We start from the raw sequence: 16713 nt of genomic DNA, 5'->3' as shown, positions 1-16713 counted from the left end.
TTCCAGTGGAAATCGAGCGTCACGAATACGACGTCGTCGTCATCGGTGCGGGCGGCGCCGGGCTGCGGGCCGCCATCGAGGCCCGTCAGCAGGGCAAGCGCACGGCGATCGTCTGCAAGTCGCTGTTCGGCAAGGCCCACACCGTCATGGCCGAGGGCGGCGCGGCCGCCGCGATGGGGAACGTCAACTCCGACGACAACTGGATGGTGCACTTCCGTGACACCATGCGGGGCGGCAAGTTCCTCAACAACTGGCGCATGGCCGAGCTGCACGCCAAGGAGGCCCCCGACCGCGTCTGGGAGCTGGAGGCGTGGGGCGCGCTGTTCGACCGCACCAAGGACGGCAAGATCAGCCAGCGGAACTTCGGCGGTCACGAGTACCCGCGGCTCGCACACGTGGGCGACCGTACCGGCCTGGAGCTGATCCGCACCCTCCAGCAGCGGGTCGTCGCGCTGCAGCAGGAGGACTTCGAGACGCACGGCGACCACGAGGCCTACATCAAGGTCTTCGCCGAGTGCACGGTCACCCGCCTGCTGAAGGACGGCGACCGCATCTCCGGCGCGTTCGGCTACTGGCGCGAGACCGGCAACTTCCTGCTGTTCGACGCCCCCGCCGTGGTCCTGGCCACCGGCGGCATCGGCAAGTCGTACGTCGTCACCTCCAACTCCTGGGAGTACACCGGCGACGGCCACGCCCTGGCCCTGCTCGCCGGCGCCAACCTGATCAACATGGAGTTCATCCAGTTCCACCCCACCGGGATGGTCTGGCCGCCGTCCGTGCGCGGCATCCTCGTCACCGAGTCCGTCCGGGGCGACGGCGGCGTGCTGCGCAACTCCGAGGGCAAGCGCTTCATGTTCGACTACATCCCCGAGGTGTTCAAGGACAAGTACGCCACCACCGAGGAGGAGGGCGACCGCTGGTACACCGACCAGGCCAACAACCGGCGCCCGCCGGAGCTCCTGCCGCGTGACGAGGTGGCCCGCGCGATCAACGCCGAGGTCAAGGCGGGCCGCGGATCGCCCCAGGGCGGCGTCTTCCTCGACGTCTCCACCCGCCTGCCGGCCGAGGAGATCAAGAAGCGGCTGCCGTCGATGCACCACCAGTTCAAGGAGCTGGCCGACGTCGACATCACCGCCGAGCCCATGCAGGTGGGCCCGACCTGCCACTACATCATGGGCGGCGTCGAGGTCGACGCCGACACCGGCGCGGCGGCCGTGCCCGGCCTGTTCGCGGCGGGCGAGGTGTCCGGCGGCATGCACGGGTCCAACCGGCTGGGCGGCAACTCGCTGTCCGACCTGCTGGTGTTCGGGCGGCGCGCGGGCGCGGGCGCGGCGGCCTACGTCGACGGGCTCAAGACCCGTCCCAAGGTCGTCCAGGAGCTCGTGGACGCGGCCCGCGAGGAGGCCCTGGCGCCCCTCCAGCGCGACGGCGAGAACCCGTACGAGGTGCACCACGAGCTCCAGCGGACGATGAACGAGCTGGTCGGCATCATCCGCAAGGCCGAGGAGGTCTCCGAGGCCATGGAGGTCGTGGAGAAGCTCAAGGAGCGGGTGCGCCAGGTCGGCGCGGCCGGCTCGCGGATCTACAACCCCGGCTGGCACCTGGCCATCGACCTGCGGAACATGGTCCTGGTCTCCGAGTGCGTGGCCCGCGCCGCCCTCCTGCGCGAGGAGAGCCGCGGCGGCCACACCCGCGACGACTTCCCCGGGATGAACCCGGAATGGCGCCGCAAGCTGCTCGTCTGCTCCACCGCGGACGGCAACGACGTCCAGGTCGTGGAGAAGGTCCAGCCGTCCATGCGCGAGGACCTGATCACCCTGTTCGACCGGGACGAGCTGAAGAAGTACCTCACCGACGAAGAGATGGCCGAGTTCGACGGGATTGCCAAATGAGTTACAAGGCGAAGTTCAAGGTCTGGCGTGGTGAGGGCGGCGAGGGCAAGCTCGAGGACTTCACGGTCGAGGTGAACGAGGGCGAGGTCGTCCTCGACATCATCCACCGGCTGCAGGCCACGCAGGCCCCCGACCTGGCGGTGCGCTGGAACTGCAAGGCCGGCAAGTGCGGCTCGTGCAGCATGGAGATCAACGGCAAGCCGCGCCTGGGCTGCATGACCCGGATGTCCACCTTCTCCGAGGACGAGACCATCACGGTCACCCCGATGCGGACCTTCCCCGTCATCAAAGACCTGGTCACCGACGTGTCCTTCAACTACCAGAAGGCCCGCGAGATCCCCTCGTTCACCCCGCCGGCGGGCGTCCGGCCCGGCGAGTACCGCATGCAGCAGGTCGACGTCGAGCGCTCGCAGGAGTTCCGCAAGTGCATCGAGTGCTTCATGTGCAACAACGTCTGCCACGTGATCCGCGACCACGAGGAGAACAAGCCGGCCTTCGCCGGCCCGCGTTTCCTCATGCGGATCGCCGAGCTGGACATGCACCCGTACGACGTGGCCGACCGGCAGGAGTCCGCCCAGGAGGAGCACGGGCTCGGCTACTGCAACATCACCAAGTGCTGCACCGAGGTCTGCCCCGAGCACATCAAGATCACTGACAACGCGCTGATCCCGATGAAGGAGCGCGTGGCCGACCGCAAGTACGACCCGCTGGTCTGGCTGGGCAACAAGATCTTCAAGCGCGCCAAGTAGGCGGAGAAAGCGGAAGCGGGGGCCGGACGGATCCGGCCCCCGCTTCCGCTTTGTGCTACTTGCGGCCCCAGCGCTTCTTCCGGTGCTTGGGGTCCTGCATCTCCTTGGTGGCGCCCTCGGGGGGCTGCGGCGGCAACGGCTGGACGACCGTCGCGGCGTCCCCCTCCGGCGGCAGGTACGGCGGCGGCCGGTAGCCCTCCGGCGGCTCCGGCTGCTCGCCCTGCGGTCGCACCGGCGGGCGGGGCTGCACCGGCTGCTTCGGCTCGAACAGGGACGGGCCCTGCTGCCAGGGCTCGGAGTCGCCGCTCTCGGCCGCCGCCGCCGGGGCGAGCGGGAACTCGCGCTCGTCCTCGTACGGCTTCCCGCCGCCCGGGGGGATCTCGGCGGGCGGCTGCTCGGCCGGGATCAGCGGCTCGAACGGGTCACGGTAGTCCTGGGCGGGCTGCGGCGGCTCGTTGTAGGAGTCGAACTCGTCCGGGTGCAGCACGACGGGCTCGGGCGCGGTCGCCGGCATGGTGGCGGGCATGTTGGCAGGCATGGTGGCGGGCACGGTCGGCGCCGGCTCGGGCGGGTAGCCGCCCTGGGGCCCGTACGGGTCGTGGTAGGCCGGGTCGTGGTAGGCCGGGTCGTGGTAGGCCGGGTCGTGGTGGGCCGGGCCGTAGCCGGGCTGACCGGCCGGGTAGGTCTGGATCGGGACGAAGCTGATGATCGGCGCGTACGCCGTGCCTCCCGGGTAGCCGGGGGCGGGGAAGGACGCCGTGGCGTAACCGGGTCCGGCGGGGTAGCCGGGCGGGGGCGCGTCCGGGCGGCCCACCGGGGAGGCCATCGGGGGGCCCGCCTTGCGCACGGCCGCCGCGTGGGCCATGCGGCGCAGCCGTCCCTCGAAGATGAGCACCGCGAACAGCGCGAGCAGGACCAGCACCAGCGCCGGGATGCTGAGCTTCTGCGTCAGCGACTTCTGGTCGAACTCCGGCGCGGCCGCGCGCACCTCAAGCTGGACCGAGTCCGTGCTCGGGGCGGTGTCGGCGGTCAGCGGGGCGGCCGTGGTGGGCGGGTCCGTCGGCGCGACGGACGGCATCTCGACGGACGGCTCCGTCGTCTGCTCCGTGGGCAGTGGACCGGCCGTGGTCTGCGCGGTGGGCAGGGGCGCCAGCGGCTGCTGCGTCGTCTCCTGGACGGGCGGGGGCGTGGGGGCCGTGGTGGTCTTGGGCGGCTTCGGGGCCTTCGTGGTCTTCGTCGGGCTCGCGGTGACGGTGTGCGTGATCGTCGTCTCCGGAGCCTCCTCCGGCGTGGGCGTGCCCAACGTCGTCGTGACCGTGACCGTGGTCTGCGGATCACAGGTCTGGCCCGCGTCGCACGGCTCCACCGCCGGGTCGAACGCCGCGCGGCTGACCGAGGCGCTCGCGCTCTGACCGACGAAGGGGGCCACGCCGACGCCCGTGAGCCCGAGCGCTAGGACGATCGCGGACACGGCCGTCGCTCGCGTGCGTGCCACCGGAGCCCTCCGCATAGTCCCGGAACCATGGTCAAGGGAATACTAGTCGGGTCAAAGCAACAGTAAAGACGGAATTACCATACGTTTCGCGGCTTATGGCGGCGTCTTGCTCGCGTAACCAGCCACAAGGCCCCCAGCAGAACGCCGATCGCCCCGATGACCAGCGAGAAGCCGCGCGACCCCTCCAGCGGGCTGGTGTACGCGACCGGACGAACCGGTTTCCGCGCCTCCACCACCTGCACCGGCCACGGCGCCCCGGCCCCCGACTCCGGCGCCAGACTGACCACCCCGCCGCCGGGAACCACTCCCCCCTGCACCCCGCCACCGACGCCCCCCGGCGCCACACCCCCGGCGACGCCTCCCGGGGCCATGCCTCCGGCGACACCCCCGGGCACCATGCCCCCGGCCACGCCTCCCGGCGCCACACCCCCGGCAACGCTCCCCGGCGCCACCCCTCCGGCCACACTCCCTGGCGGCATACCGCCGGGCAGGCTCTGATGGGTCATCCCCGGCACCCCGCCCTGCGCCAGCCCTGCCGCACCGGACAGCCCTCCGTGCGCCGCACCACCGGGCAGACGCCCTGTCAGTCCGCTCGACAGTCCGCTCGACAGGCTGCCCGACGCGCCGCCAGGCAGGCTGCCCGCCGTCAGGCCGCCGGGGAGGCCGTTTCGTGCCGTCCCCCGGGCGCCGGCGGGCGCCCGGCCGGTCGTTTCAGGGGCGAGGCCCTGGCCCACGCCTCCCGCACGCGGGAACGCCCCCAGGGTTCCGCCCGTGCCGCCCTGCCGCGGCGCCCGCGCCACGCCCCCGCCGCCGACGCGCGGGAGCGCCCCTCGGGCTCCACCGGTGATGGGCAGGCCCGCGGCCCCTCCAGGGAGGCCGCCCCTTCCCGCCGTCGTACCGGTCAAGCCGGGGAGGCCGCCCCTTCCCGCCGTCGTACCGGTCAAGCCGGGGAGGCCGCCCCTTCCCGCCGTCGTACCGGTTAGGCCGGGAAGGCCGCCTCGCGTCTTTCCTCCCGCCCCCGGCGTCAGCCCGGCGACGCCTCCGCCCGTCCCCGCGAGGAGCCCGGCGGCGCCCGCCTGCTGTCCCTGTCCGCCTGTCACCTGCCGGCCCGGCCGTCTCCGCTTGTGGGGGGCCGTGGCCGGAACAGGCACCGCCTGGCCGCTGATCGTGGCGGTCTCGCGCGGCATCTCCTCGGCGACCTGCATGGACGTGGTCCTGTTGATGGTGGTCAGCCCACCGGAGGGCGTCCGCATCCTGGCCACCGCCGCGAGCACCACCTCCTTGGCCCCCTCGGGCGCCTGGAAGGTCACGTCCAGCGCCCGCTCCCCGAAGATCGGCCCAAGGGCGCAGACCCGCGCGCCGGGCAGCGTACCGCCATCGGAAGCCGAGCCCTCCACGCCGGCCAGCGCCCGCGCGGCCAGCACCCCGGCCGCCTGCCGCCCCCCACCGACCTGCCCCCCACCCGGCCCACCCTCAGCCGGAAACACCCCTCGACCACCCTCGGCCCGAGACATCCCCTGACCACCCTCAGCCCGCGGCACACCCCAACCGTCCTCAACCCGGGACATCCCCCGACCACCGTCAACGCGAGGCACGCCCCGACGACTCTCAGCCCGGGACATCCCGCGACCGTCCTCAGCCCGAGACACGCCCTGACCGTCCTCAGCCCGCGACACTCCCCGCCCGCCCGCAGCCCACGGCGCGCCCTGACCGGCTTCAGCCCACGGCGCGCCCTCTCCCGCCTCCGCGCGCGGCGCCCTCTGACCGTCCTCGGCGCGCGGCACCCTGTGACCGGCCTGCGCGCGGGTCAGGCGCCGGCCCGGCGCCGGGCGCCACGCCTCCGGGCCATCCGGGCCATCCGAGCCCTCCGGTTCCTCCTGGAACGCCCCGGCACCCGGATCCGTCGCGCCTCCGGCACTCCACGGCCCCGACACGGGATCCCCTCCAGATGCCGGAACCCCACCAAAAGCCTCGGAACCCTCGGACCCCTCAACCCCACCGGCCGACAGCCGGGAAGCACCGGAGGGCGACGGGCACGCCAACCCCGACAACGCCGCCGCCGGACTGGTCGCCACCGCGACCCTGGCCCCCTTGCCCATCCCGTTGAGCCGGACCCTGAAACGCTGGACGTCACCCGTCCTGATCCACTGGCCCACACCCTCGGGGCCGCTCACGCGTTCGAGCACGAGCGTCACCCCCGCCGCCGCCACGGGGACGGAGGGCAACGCCACCAGGATCAGCGCTCCAGAAAGGATCCAGCCACGCCGCATCACTCCACTCCCCCACTGCGACAAATCACGTGTAGTAATCGTTATGTCACAGAGAGAGACGGTCTAATCCTGCTGAAGCAGACTCTCCACGGTCTTCATGATCGGCAGGTCGGCGCCCAGCCACTCCACGTCGTAGTACTCCCCCGGCCCCAGCCAGCGAAGAGCGAGGTGCTCACGGGCCTCGGGCGTGCCGGAGGTGAGCGTGGCCAGCCAGACGCGCAGGACGTACCCGTCCGACAGCGCCCAGTCCTCGCCCACGCGCGCGCCCACCGCGATCTCCACGCCGAGCTCCTCGCGGCACTCCCGGACCAGCGCGGCCACCTCGCTCTCCCCCGGGTCCACCTTGCCGCCGGGAAACTCCCAGCCCCCGGCCAGCGCGGCCGGCGCGGCGCGCTGCGCGGCCAGCACCCTGCCGCCGGGGGCGACGATCACCGCCGCGACCACGATCGTGCTCATGCGTTCGTCATCCTCATAGTGCGGGATTCTGCAGCTTCTTGAGCTGGTCGAGCACATCGGGGTTCTGCAGGGGACGGGTGAAGCCCACCTTGTTGTCGCGCGCCTGGTAGCTCGTGACCTTGATCGGCCCGCAGAGCGTGCACCGGGCCTCCAGCATCTTGCCCTTCGACACGACCAGCCCGACATGACCGGGATTATCTGCCGACGTGCCCGGACCGGCGTTGAAGAACACCAGGTCACCGGGCTCCTCCTCACCCGCTGACACCTTCACCCCGAACGGCCACTGCGTGAACGTGGTGCGCGGGATGCTCAGCCCGGCGGCCCGGTAGGCCGCGTAGATGATGCCCGAGCAGTCGAACGCGTCCGGCCCGGTGCCGCCCCACAGGTACGGCTTGCCGCGCTGCGCCAGCGCGAACTGCAGGATCTTGGCCACGACGTCGCTGGGCGCGGCCGCCACCAGGGGGTCGTCGCACTCCTCGGCGGCCTGCGGCGGCACCTCCACCTCGCCCGACTTGGCGTACTTCCTGGCGATCTCCTCGACCTGGTCGACGTACCACCAGGCGCGGTTGTAGGTGAACAGGGCCCGCCGGACGTTCTCGGGAGCGCCGTTGCGCTTGAGCATCTTGGCGGCCCCGAGGATGGCGTCGGCCGGGTTGTAGACGTCGCCCACGCCGTCGCCGTCGCCGTCGGAGGCGTAGCCGTTGAACGTCGAGGAGATCGGGATCTGCGCCTTGCCGCCCCAGGTCGAGATCAGGAACTGCATCGGGCCGGCCGCGCCCGCGTAGTTGGTGCCGCTCTTGACGCCGGGCAGGTCGGAACGGCCGTGGTCGGTCTCGCGCTTGCCCACGGCGGCCAGGATGGTCCACTGGACGCCGATCTTCTTGCCCCACTTCTTGTACAGGTCGAGGTAGTCGCCCGGGATGTCGGCGGCGCCCGAGTCGGACACCTCCTGCACCTGGGTGCCGCCCTCGCAGTCGACCGAGCCCTCGCCGCCGCCGTTCAGGAAGGACGGCATCGTGACCAGCAGCATCGGCGAGATGATGATCGCGGCCAGCAGCAGGATCCCGGCGAGACCGAGCAGCAGCGCCAGGCGGGTTCGGGAGGACTTCACCGCTAGCTGTCCCCGTCCTGGCCCTCGGTGGCGGGCAGCACGTCGAAGATCCGCCAGTCGGCGCCGAGCTGGCTCACCGTGACCGCCAGGTCCTCGACGTCCTGCCGGTTGCCGCTCTTCGCGGTGACCTGCCTGGTCTCGGTCACGACGAACACGATGGAGGTCTTCTCGATCTGCCTGATCTCCTTCAGCCTGGCCGTGGCCTGGGAGACGATCTGGTCGTCGCGGTTCTGCTGGACGGTGCCCGCCGAGGTGAGCGTCCGGGCGAGGATGTTGCCCAGCTCGGCGGTGGTGAACGTCTTGACCCTCGTGGCGTACGCCGCCGGGTCCTCGTCGTACCGGAAGGTGCCGTAGACGGCGGTGAAGCGCTCGGCGAGGTCCGCCGCGGCGGCCAGCTGCTCCTTCTTCATCGGCAGGTAGGAGTAGACGTCGAACGGCGCGGCGCTGGCCGTGGCCAGCGGCTTGCTCGCCGCCGTGGGCGCGGACGCGGACGTCGTGCCCGTGGCCGGGGCCTGCTCGGGCGGATCGTCCGAGCTCGGCCACATCGTGAGGTAGACGCCGACCGCGGCGATGACCACGACGATGGCGGCGAAGGCCAGCCCGCGCTTGTCACCGGACTGAGCCATGGTCAGTCCTTGCCGCGGTTGGGCTTGAGCCAGAAGGGCACCGACGGATCGTCACCCGAGCCGCCGTTGCCGCTGCCGCGCAGCCACAACGGCGGCGCCTCGGACGAGCGGGACGACGGCTCGTCCGAGCCGAAGATCCTGGACCCCGACGACGCGCCGGACGGCCGGGACGCGGCCCCTCCGGACCTGGACCCGCCACCGTTCCTGGACCCGCCACCGTTCCCGGACCCGCCGTTCCTGGATCCGCCGCCGCCGAACAGCCCGCCGCCGGAGCCACGCGACCCCGCGGACGGCGAGCCACCCGACCCGCCGGACCCGCCGAACCGGGAGCCCCGCGAGCCGCCCGGCGACCCGTTGCGCGAGCCGCCGGAACCACCACCGCGCGAGGCCCATCCGCCGCCCGACCGCCCGCCGAACCAGCCACCGCCGCCACTGCTGGAACCGCCGCCGGAACCGCCGCCGGAGGTCGTGGCTCCGGCGGCCATGCCCCCGGACGCGGTGCCGCCCGCCGCCGCGCCACCGGAGCCGCCGCGGGCGCCGCCGGCCGTCGCGGGGCGCGTCCGGCCGGCCTGGCCGCCGAGGTTGAGCGGGGGCGCGGTGCCCCTGCGGGGTTCGAGCGGGGGCCGGGCCCCCGCCTTGCCGCCGTGCTGGTCGGTGTCGAGCGGCGCGGCCGCCACCGGCATCCGGGTGCCGGCCGAGACGCCCTCGCCCTCCTCGCCGCGCATCCGCGCCTGGGCGGCCGCGGCGCCGGCCGCCGCGCCCGCGCCGCTGCCGGCCGCCGCCGCCCTGATGAGCGGCTCGGCCTTGCGCAGGCCCCACCGGCCGAGCTTGGCCCCGGCGACCGGCGGCAACACGTTCGCGGCCCGCTCCAGGACGGGCGAGCTCGCGGCGTCGCCGAGCATGCGGGTGGTGACCGTGTGGCCGCTCAAGGACGCGAACAGGTGCTGGAACGGACGCCGGTAGAAGAACACCGCGATCGTCAGCAGGGCCATGAACAGCACCTGGAGCCCCCAGGGCATGGCCGTGGAGATGATCAGCGCGTACCCGTAGACCAGGACGCTGAGCACGAGCGTCAGCACCGCCTGCCTGAGCAGCGTGCCGACGAGCATCTCCACCCACCGCATGGCGATGATGCGCCCGCTGCCCGGATGCACGCCGACCAGCAGGAACACCGGCCCGAGTATCAGCAGCAGCAGGAAGCCCACCTTGAGCACCAGCAGCGAGACCGCCACCAGGAAGATCAGCAACCCGGCCACCACCGCCGCGATGAGCGCGCCGACGGCCACGCCGAGCCTGCTCGACCAGTCGCGGCCGGAGAAGACGGTGTAGCGGGAGTCGTTCTTGAGCAGCTCGGCGACCTTGGCGTACTCGGCCTGGTGGGCGGCGATGTCGGGGGCGGGCTGGCCGGCCACGGCGGGGGCGATCGACTGGGTCTCCAGCATCTTGCGCCCGAAGTCGCGCACGATCGGCTGCTGCGGGTCGGCGGTGCCGAACATGCCCACCAGCCACGGCTTGCAGACCAGCGTGGACCACAGGGCGTCGGCGTTCTGGTCGACGCCGGCCGTGCCGACCTGGCCGTAACCGCCCGGTTTGACCTGCGGGTTCGTCTGGCCGGGTGGCGGCAGGCAGGACGCGCCGCCGGCGCCCGGCAGGCCGGAGAAGGCGGAGTTGACCACTTCGCCCGTCTTGTCGGTCACGACCTTGCCGAGCCCGGTGAAGTCGCCGGGCCTGCTGAAGAACCACACGGCCACGGTGACCGCGAGGACCATCCAGATCACGCCCTCGGCGGTGGTGGTGGCCCGCTTGCGGATCAGGCCGTACCAGGCGAGCCAGATCGCGCCCAGGATCACGATCGGCCGCAGGAACGGCCAGTACATGGCCTCGGACAGGTTCTGGACGATGTCGTCGACGACGTCCTTGATCGACTGGAGCGGTCCTTCCGTCGCGGCCGCCTGGTACGTCGTGATCGTCAGCCGGTCGATGGCCTTGGCCGCGGTGAAGACGCCGTTGGCCCACATGTTGCCGAGCACGGCGACGTAGTCGGAGCAGCCGAGCCCGTGGGTCTGCCAGAACTGGCCGGCCATGCCGAACTGGCCGTAGTTCGTCGTCGGGGCCTGGACGCCGCCCGCGGGAGGCGGCGGCTGGATCATGCCGTCGGTGCCGCCGCCGATCATCTCGGGGTTGAGCGGCCCCGACAGGTCACAGGGCGCCGCGGCGACGGGCGTGGAGAGACCGCCCACCACCAGCGGAACCACGAGGACGGCACTCACGAGCGCGAGCGCCAGCGCCAGTCGTCGGGATAGTCGGATCTTCATGACCGTACCTCCTGCGCCCTGCCCACGCCCCCTCGAAGATCATCATGCCCGCCACCGTCTGGTTTGTCGTGTGTCGGGTTCGTGTCGAGCCAGCGGAGCAGTTCTTCGGAGATCAGGTCTACTCCGATGCGCCCGGCTCTGCCATCCAGATCACGGAATACGCATTCGCCGTTGCCCAGCGAGCGCAGCACGGCCTTGTGCTCCTCCGACGGCTCCACGCCGAGCAGCGACATGACGTGATCCACCTCCACCCTTTCGGTGGAACGGAACGCGAACACCGAGGACAGACAGTTGGTCACCTGCTCGTTCAGCAGGTCTCCGGCGTTCTGGGAGACCAGGACGAGCGCGGTGTTCCTGGACCGGCCCATGCGGCTGACCTCGGGGACCAGCTTGGCGCCCTCCGGCGTGGAGGTGATCGCCCACGCCTCGTCCAGGAAGATCGCCTTGGGGGCCCGCCGGTCGAGGCCGTTCATCAGCCTGCGGGCGAACTGCGAGACCAGGTAGAGCAGGGCCACCGACAGCCGCTGCTCGTAGGAGTAGTCGTCCCTGGTCGTGGCGACGTCGGGCAGCGTCAGGCCGCCCAGGGTGAACACGGTGGTCCAGCCCTCGCTGTCGATCTGGTCGCCGCCCGAGGGGTCGAAGCAGAGCCTGGCCAGGTGCATCTCCGACATGGAACGCAGCACCGCGCCCAGGTTCTTGGAGGCCGGGTCGTCGGCCTGCTCCAGGTAGTCGACCACCTTGCCCAGCGACGGGTCGGGGCCGTTGGACACCGCGGCCACGGCCTGGATCATGGCCGACTCGCGCTCCTCCGACATGCGGGGCAGCAGCAGCCGCAGCGTCTCGGTCGCCATGGTCTTCTTCGCCGCGATGTCGTCACCGAACGAGAACGGGTCGAGCAGCCCCGGCGCGGCCGAGCCCAGCGGGATCACCCTGGCCTTGCGTCCGCGCTTCTCCAGGAGCTGGACCAGCGACTCGGCGTCGCCCTTCGGGTCGATCACCGCGACCGTGACCCCGCGCAACGCCATCTGGTAGATCATCAGCAGTGCGAGCGTGGTCTTGCCGCCGCCCGGCTCGCCGGTGATCGCGATGGCGGTCGGCCGGTTGCGGCTCGCGGCCAGCAGCGGGTCGAAGTGCACGATGCTGCGCGCCCTGCCGACGGTCTCCCCGATGTACGGCCCGAGCCAGCCCTCGCTGCCGTCGTCGAGCCGGTCGCCGAGGTCGACGGTGGCCGTGGCCATGCCGCCCGCGATCGTCCGCAGCGGCTGACGCTGGGCGTAGGCGTTGACGCGCACCTTCTCGCCCGGCAGCGTCTCGCAGAACAGCGAGAACTGGTCGCCGGTCGAGTTCACCACGTCGATGCCCATGTCGCGGTAGTGCTCGACGACCGCCTCGACCCGCTGCACGCAGATGTCCTCCGTGGGGGCCGAGATGATCAGGCGGTGCCAGCCGTACACGAAGGGCAGTCGTTCCTTGGTGATGCCGTGTTCGAGCATGCGGGCCGCGTCGATCTGCTCGGCCAGCGCGATCGGCGCCTCGGCGCCCGCCTCGCGGATGTGGTGGTCCATGTCGCGGGCGTGGGCCAGCTTGCGCGCGACGTCCTTCGACGCCTTGACCGGCGGGATCAGCCGCATCCTGGACGAGATCTCCACCGGGAAGGGCAGCTGGTCGGCGAAGTGCATCCACGGCTCGCCGTCGGGGAACGGCATGAGGTCGGGGAAGCGGGCGAAGGACAGGTGGGCCACGTACGAGTCGCCCTGCGGCTGCACGATCCGCAGCAGCGACCTGCCGTTGTGGATCTCGCCCTCGACCAGCGACTCGATCTCGCCCTTGCCCCAGCGCCGCTTCGGGCTGGCCGAGGGCGGCGGGTCGCCGACCGCTCCCGCGGCGGCGTGCTGGAACAGCCAGGCCACCTCGACGGACGTGGCGTGCCTGGCGTACAGGGCGCTGGAGGCCAGGGCCCGGCCCAGCCGTTCGGCCGACTCCGTCCAGCGGCCGATCTCGCTGTCCGGGACGTGGTCGTCCTCCATGCCGAGCGCCTTCTCGGTCTTCTGGTAGAAGCCGAGGAGCTGGGCGAGCACGCCGCTGCCGAGCTGCTTGCCGCGCGGCCCTAGGCGGACGCCCAGGTAGACCTCCTTCGACCAGAAGTCCTTCGCCCAGACGTGCCGGTACATCTCCTCCAGGTAGTCGCGCCAGCCCGGCCCCTCGTCGGAGGTGGCGTTGAGCGCCATCGCCCACTCGGCCGCCGGGTAGGTGCGGTGCGCGACCCGCAGGTGGACCTCGGCGTCGGGCATCCTGATCGCGGCCAGCGCGATCGTGACGTTGGTGGCCAGCGCCTCGCGCTCCTCCGGCGTGACGAACTCGTAGCTGACCGTCGGAAGCCGGAAGTACGCCCACGCGCAGGTGTCCGTGAGCAGGATGCGGTCGTCGAAGTAGCGGACCGCGAGACGCTGGTGCGCTCGGGACGCCCTGCTCATGCCGCCCCCTCGGCGCATGAACGGGCCAGACCTGCTCGCATGTTCACTTAACGCTCACCGATTCTCGTGCCCGGGGGGTCACTCGCCAACTCCTCTTCGCTCGGTCGGACGGCCTGTCCGTGTGCCTGTACCGCGAAGCCTGCAACCACGACGCCGGCGAGGGCGAGGTAGGCCCGCCGTCCGGCCGCGCGCAACTGACCGGGGTCGACGATCTCCGCGCCGCCTGGCGCCAGGCCGTCCTCCCACGGGACCCTGACGATGGCCCGGCATCTGCCTCTGGCCACCGCCTCCGCCTGCTCGACGTCGGCCATCGACCGCCTGCTCACGCCGTTGACGACCATCACCGCACGCCTGCGCAGCTCGCCGCAGCCGTGCCCGTCGAGCCATTCGTACGTCATCGCCACCGCCTCGGCCGCCTCCTCGCTCGCCGGGACCACCAGCACGAGCTGGTCGGCGTACGGCAGGATGCGGGCGGCGAGCGCGGCGGCCGGGTCGATGACCGACAGCTTGTAGTGGCGGTCGAGCAGGCGCATCGACTCGCCCAGTCGGTGGTCGGAGAAGAAGCTGCGGTCGGCGAGCCGCTGCTCGGCGCCCGCGTCGGTGTCGGCCGAGATCACCTCAAGGCCGGAGGCGGTGCGGGTGGTGAAGCCCCGCATCGTCAGGTAGCCGCTGACCTGGTCGAGGCCGGACAGCAGCGACGTGAGGGTCTCCGGCGTCTCGGGCTCGATCCTGCTGGTCAGCGTGGTTCCGCCGGTGTTGGCGTCGACGGCCACGATCCGGTCGTCGCGGTAGGTGGCGAAGGTGTGGCCGAGCATGAGCGCCGTCGTGGACTGGCCCGCGCCGCCGGTGCAGCCGAGCACCACGATCCGCCTGCTGCCGCCGAACACGGCCCTGGCCCTGGCCTCGTCGATCTCGGACCCGTCGGTGCGTACGCCGCCTCCGCCCACCACGACCTGGGCGATCCGGCGCCATCCGCCGGAGTCCCGGCCCACCACGGACTCGACCCTGCGCACCCGTCCCTCGGCGGGCCTGCCGCCCTCACCGGGCCTGGGAACCGGCACGGGCGCCACGAGCCCGCCCGCCCTGTCCCCTGGCCGTCCGCCCGCCCTGTCGCCTGGCCGGCCGCCGGCCCTGTCACCTGGCGAGCCGCCGGCGGGCCGCCGTCGCGCCGCCACGTCCCGCCCGGGCTCGCCGTACGCCTCGGAAGGCTTGGCCTGCTCGTCCGGTACGTCCCCCTCGCCCTCGGACCGATCGGCCGGCACCTCCGTACGTCCGACCCCAGCCCCTTCGACGACCGCGCCCGCGTCGGCGGACACCCCTACGGCAGCCCCCTGCTCGGTGACGGCATCCCCCCCCTCGGAAACGGCCCGCCTCCCGGCACCGGCCCTCCGGTCGGGAGTGCCCTGCCCAGCGGGGACATCCTCCTGGCCGGTGACAACCGGCCCGGAGGACACGTGCCCTTCGCCGGAGACCGGCCGCTCGGCAACATCCTCGCCACCAACGGAGGCTTCGCTGCGGGTGGAGGCTTCGGCGCGGGCAGAGGCTTCGGTGGCGGTCTCGTGCGCGGTCTCGTGCGCGGTCTCGTGCGCGGTCTCGAAGGACCGTTCGGCGTGGGGGGCGTCGGGGCTCGGAGCGTCTGTGCCGGCGGCGGGAGTGGTCTCCTCGACGAAAACGCCTTCGCTTGCCGACTCGTCCTCGGCCGTCGGGACATCTGCGCTGGTCCGCGCCCCCTCGCCCGAATGCGCGCTTTCCTCCAGGGGCGCGCTTTCTCCCGCGTGCGTGCCCTCGCCCACATGCCTGGCTTCGCCCACGAGGTCGGGTTCATCCACCTGCCCGGCTTCGGCTGCCGGTGGGTTGTCGGCGGGAGGGTGGGGGGTGGGGATCTGGTCTTCGAGGCGGAGGGGTGGGCCGGAGAGGGGCTTGGCGTCGGGGTCGACCGGGGGCCAGGAACGCTGGGCGCCCAGGATCACCGTCCCGGGCGCGACCCGCGGCGGCTGCCCCTTCCTGTGCTGGTCACGGGCGATCGTGTTCTCGTCCTCGCGGCCCACGCCTTCGGGACGGCCGGCGACGCCCTGGCGACGCTCGTCCGTGCTCTCACGACGTCCGGTGAGGTCGTCGCGGCGCTCTGCGACGCCGCGCTCGCCTTCCGCGCGACCCGCCGCCTCACCGGGCGCGTCGGCGGTGGCGGCGAGCCGGCGCAGCCGCCGCAGGGCCTCGGTGTCGATCGGCTTGCCGGCCACGGGCCTGAGCCCCTCCGCCGACCGGATCGGCACGACGGCCCCACGACCACTCTGTACCTCACCCGCACCGGCGTCCGTACGCTCGCCCGACGCCCTGCCGGAGTCGGCACGCTGATCCGACGCCCTGCCGGACTCCGTACGCTCGCCCGACGCCCTGCTCGTGGAGCCCCTGCGCGCGCTCGGCTGCGCCGTCTCAGAGGCGTCCCGCTCCTCGGGAACGGCGGCCTCGGGAACGGCGGCCTCGGGACCCACGGCCTCGTGGCCGGGTGCGTCGCGTTCGGAGCGGCGGTCGGGGGCGGCGCGGCGGGGACGGGCCGGGAGGGCGCCGCCGGTGAGCTCGCGGCTGGCCAGCTCTCCGGCGGCGACGTCGTGCTCGACCGGCGGCAGCGCCGGTCCGTTCTCATCCCCTGGGACCAGGACCAGCGGCACGTCCCGGCCGAAGGCGGGGGCGGGACGGCGGGCCTGCGGCGCCAGCGCGGGCGCGATGCCCCGCCTGGTACGCGACCCCCACCCGGTACGCGCCTCCGCCACCGGCGCCTGCTGGGCGGCCGCCGCCGCGGCGGCCACGGCCGGACGGACCTGGCGCGGACCCGTGATCCGCTGCCCCTCACGCTTGCGCTGCGGCTGGCGGGACTTGCGCGCCGCCTTGGCCTTGACCCGCACCGGAGTGGTACGCCAGATGCGCCCCGAGAACGTGACCGCCTCGGGCTCGGAGGTGGGCGCGAGCCGGTACCAGGCCTTGGGCTGGCCCAGGTAGCGCAGCTGGGACTCCAGAAGCTCGGTGAGCCGCTTGCCCTCGATGACGGGACGCGTGGACAACCACGTCACGATCCCCGGCGGGACCAGGAACAACACGTGCCACGGCATGGCCACCGGCACGCCCACCAGGATCAGCAGGAGCGACCACGGCACGAACACCCCGACGAACACGCCGATCCAGACGATGGGGAGCGGCATCGGGAGGCGAAGGTCGTAGAGCTTGTAGAGCCGCTTCTCGATGCGCCAGATGTTCGTATACGTGGGCAGGTCCACGCAGTCCTCCTCTCCACCCGCTCGTACATGACCGCCCTGGAGCGGTCTCAACC

9 protein-coding genes are annotated in these 16713 nt (G+C 72.5%); 2 read left to right on the top strand and 7 right to left on the bottom strand.

Going from position 1 to position 16713, the window contains the following annotated elements; translation table 11 throughout:
• The first annotated feature begins 5 nt into the window (after positions 1–5).
• Positions 6–1892 (top strand): fumarate reductase/succinate dehydrogenase flavoprotein subunit, encoded by a 1887-nt coding sequence (locus tag ACFYUV_RS36775; protein ID WP_387677165.1) that lies wholly within the window; start codon positions 6–8, stop codon positions 1890–1892.
• Entirely contained in the window at positions 1889–2641 is a 753-nt protein-coding gene (locus tag ACFYUV_RS36770) for a succinate dehydrogenase/fumarate reductase iron-sulfur subunit (RefSeq protein WP_352324162.1), read from the top strand. Before ACFYUV_RS36775 ends, ACFYUV_RS36770 begins: the two co-directional genes overlap by 4 nt.
• A gap of 55 nt (positions 2642–2696) precedes the next feature.
• On the opposite strand, the gene ACFYUV_RS36765 is transcribed toward ACFYUV_RS36770, so the two are convergent.
• The 7 genes from ACFYUV_RS36765 to ACFYUV_RS36735 form a co-directional block, all read right to left on the bottom strand.
• Entirely contained in the window at positions 2697–4136 is a 1440-nt protein-coding gene (locus ACFYUV_RS36765) for a hypothetical protein (RefSeq protein ID WP_387677162.1), read from the bottom strand.
• A 2333-nt stretch (positions 4137–6469) separates the two neighbouring features.
• On the bottom strand, positions 6470–6862 hold the full coding sequence (locus ACFYUV_RS36760) for a (deoxy)nucleoside triphosphate pyrophosphohydrolase (RefSeq protein ID WP_358294435.1): 393 nt from the start codon (positions 6860–6862) through the stop codon (positions 6470–6472).
• 13 nt (positions 6863–6875) lie between these two features.
• Complete coding sequence (locus ACFYUV_RS36755; RefSeq protein WP_358294436.1) at positions 6876–7973, bottom strand: bifunctional lytic transglycosylase/C40 family peptidase; 1098 nt, start codon at positions 7971–7973, stop codon at positions 6876–6878.
• A 2-nt stretch (positions 7974–7975) separates the two neighbouring features.
• Positions 7976–8599 (bottom strand): hypothetical protein, encoded by a 624-nt coding sequence (locus tag ACFYUV_RS36750; RefSeq protein WP_352352929.1) that lies wholly within the window; start codon positions 8597–8599, stop codon positions 7976–7978.
• Between the two features lie 2 nt (positions 8600–8601).
• Entirely contained in the window at positions 8602–10914 is a 2313-nt protein-coding gene (locus ACFYUV_RS36745) for a type IV secretion system protein (protein WP_387677157.1), read from the bottom strand.
• Entirely contained in the window at positions 10911–13388 is a 2478-nt protein-coding gene (locus ACFYUV_RS36740; protein WP_387677154.1) for an ATP-binding protein, read from the bottom strand. Before ACFYUV_RS36740 ends, ACFYUV_RS36745 begins: the two co-directional genes overlap by 4 nt.
• Positions 13389–13435: 47 nt before the next feature.
• Complete coding sequence (locus tag ACFYUV_RS36735) at positions 13436–16660, bottom strand: TcpE family conjugal transfer membrane protein (protein ID WP_387677151.1); 3225 nt, start codon at positions 16658–16660, stop codon at positions 13436–13438.
• Positions 16661–16713: the final 53 nt, after the last annotated feature.

The organism is Nonomuraea sp. NPDC003560 (genome assembly GCF_042878785.1).
GTDB lineage: Bacteria > Actinomycetota > Actinomycetes > Streptosporangiales > Streptosporangiaceae > Nonomuraea.
This window is presented reverse-complemented; position numbering and strand designations above follow the sequence as displayed.

Coding starts and splice junctions, on each gene's coding strand:
- ACFYUV_RS36770 (WP_352324162.1), top strand. CDS start 1,889: ATGAGTTACAAGGCGAAGTTCAAGGTCTGGCGTGGTGAGGGCGGCGAG.
- ACFYUV_RS36760 (WP_358294435.1), bottom strand. CDS start 6,862: ATGAGCACGATCGTGGTCGCGGCGGTGATCGTCGCCCCCGGCGGCAGG.
- ACFYUV_RS36750 (WP_352352929.1), bottom strand. CDS start 8,599: ATGGCTCAGTCCGGTGACAAGCGCGGGCTGGCCTTCGCCGCCATCGTC.
- ACFYUV_RS36745 (WP_387677157.1), bottom strand. CDS start 10,914: ATGAAGATCCGACTATCCCGACGACTGGCGCTGGCGCTCGCGCTCGTG.
- ACFYUV_RS36740 (WP_387677154.1), bottom strand. CDS start 13,388: ATGAGCAGGGCGTCCCGAGCGCACCAGCGTCTCGCGGTCCGCTACTTC.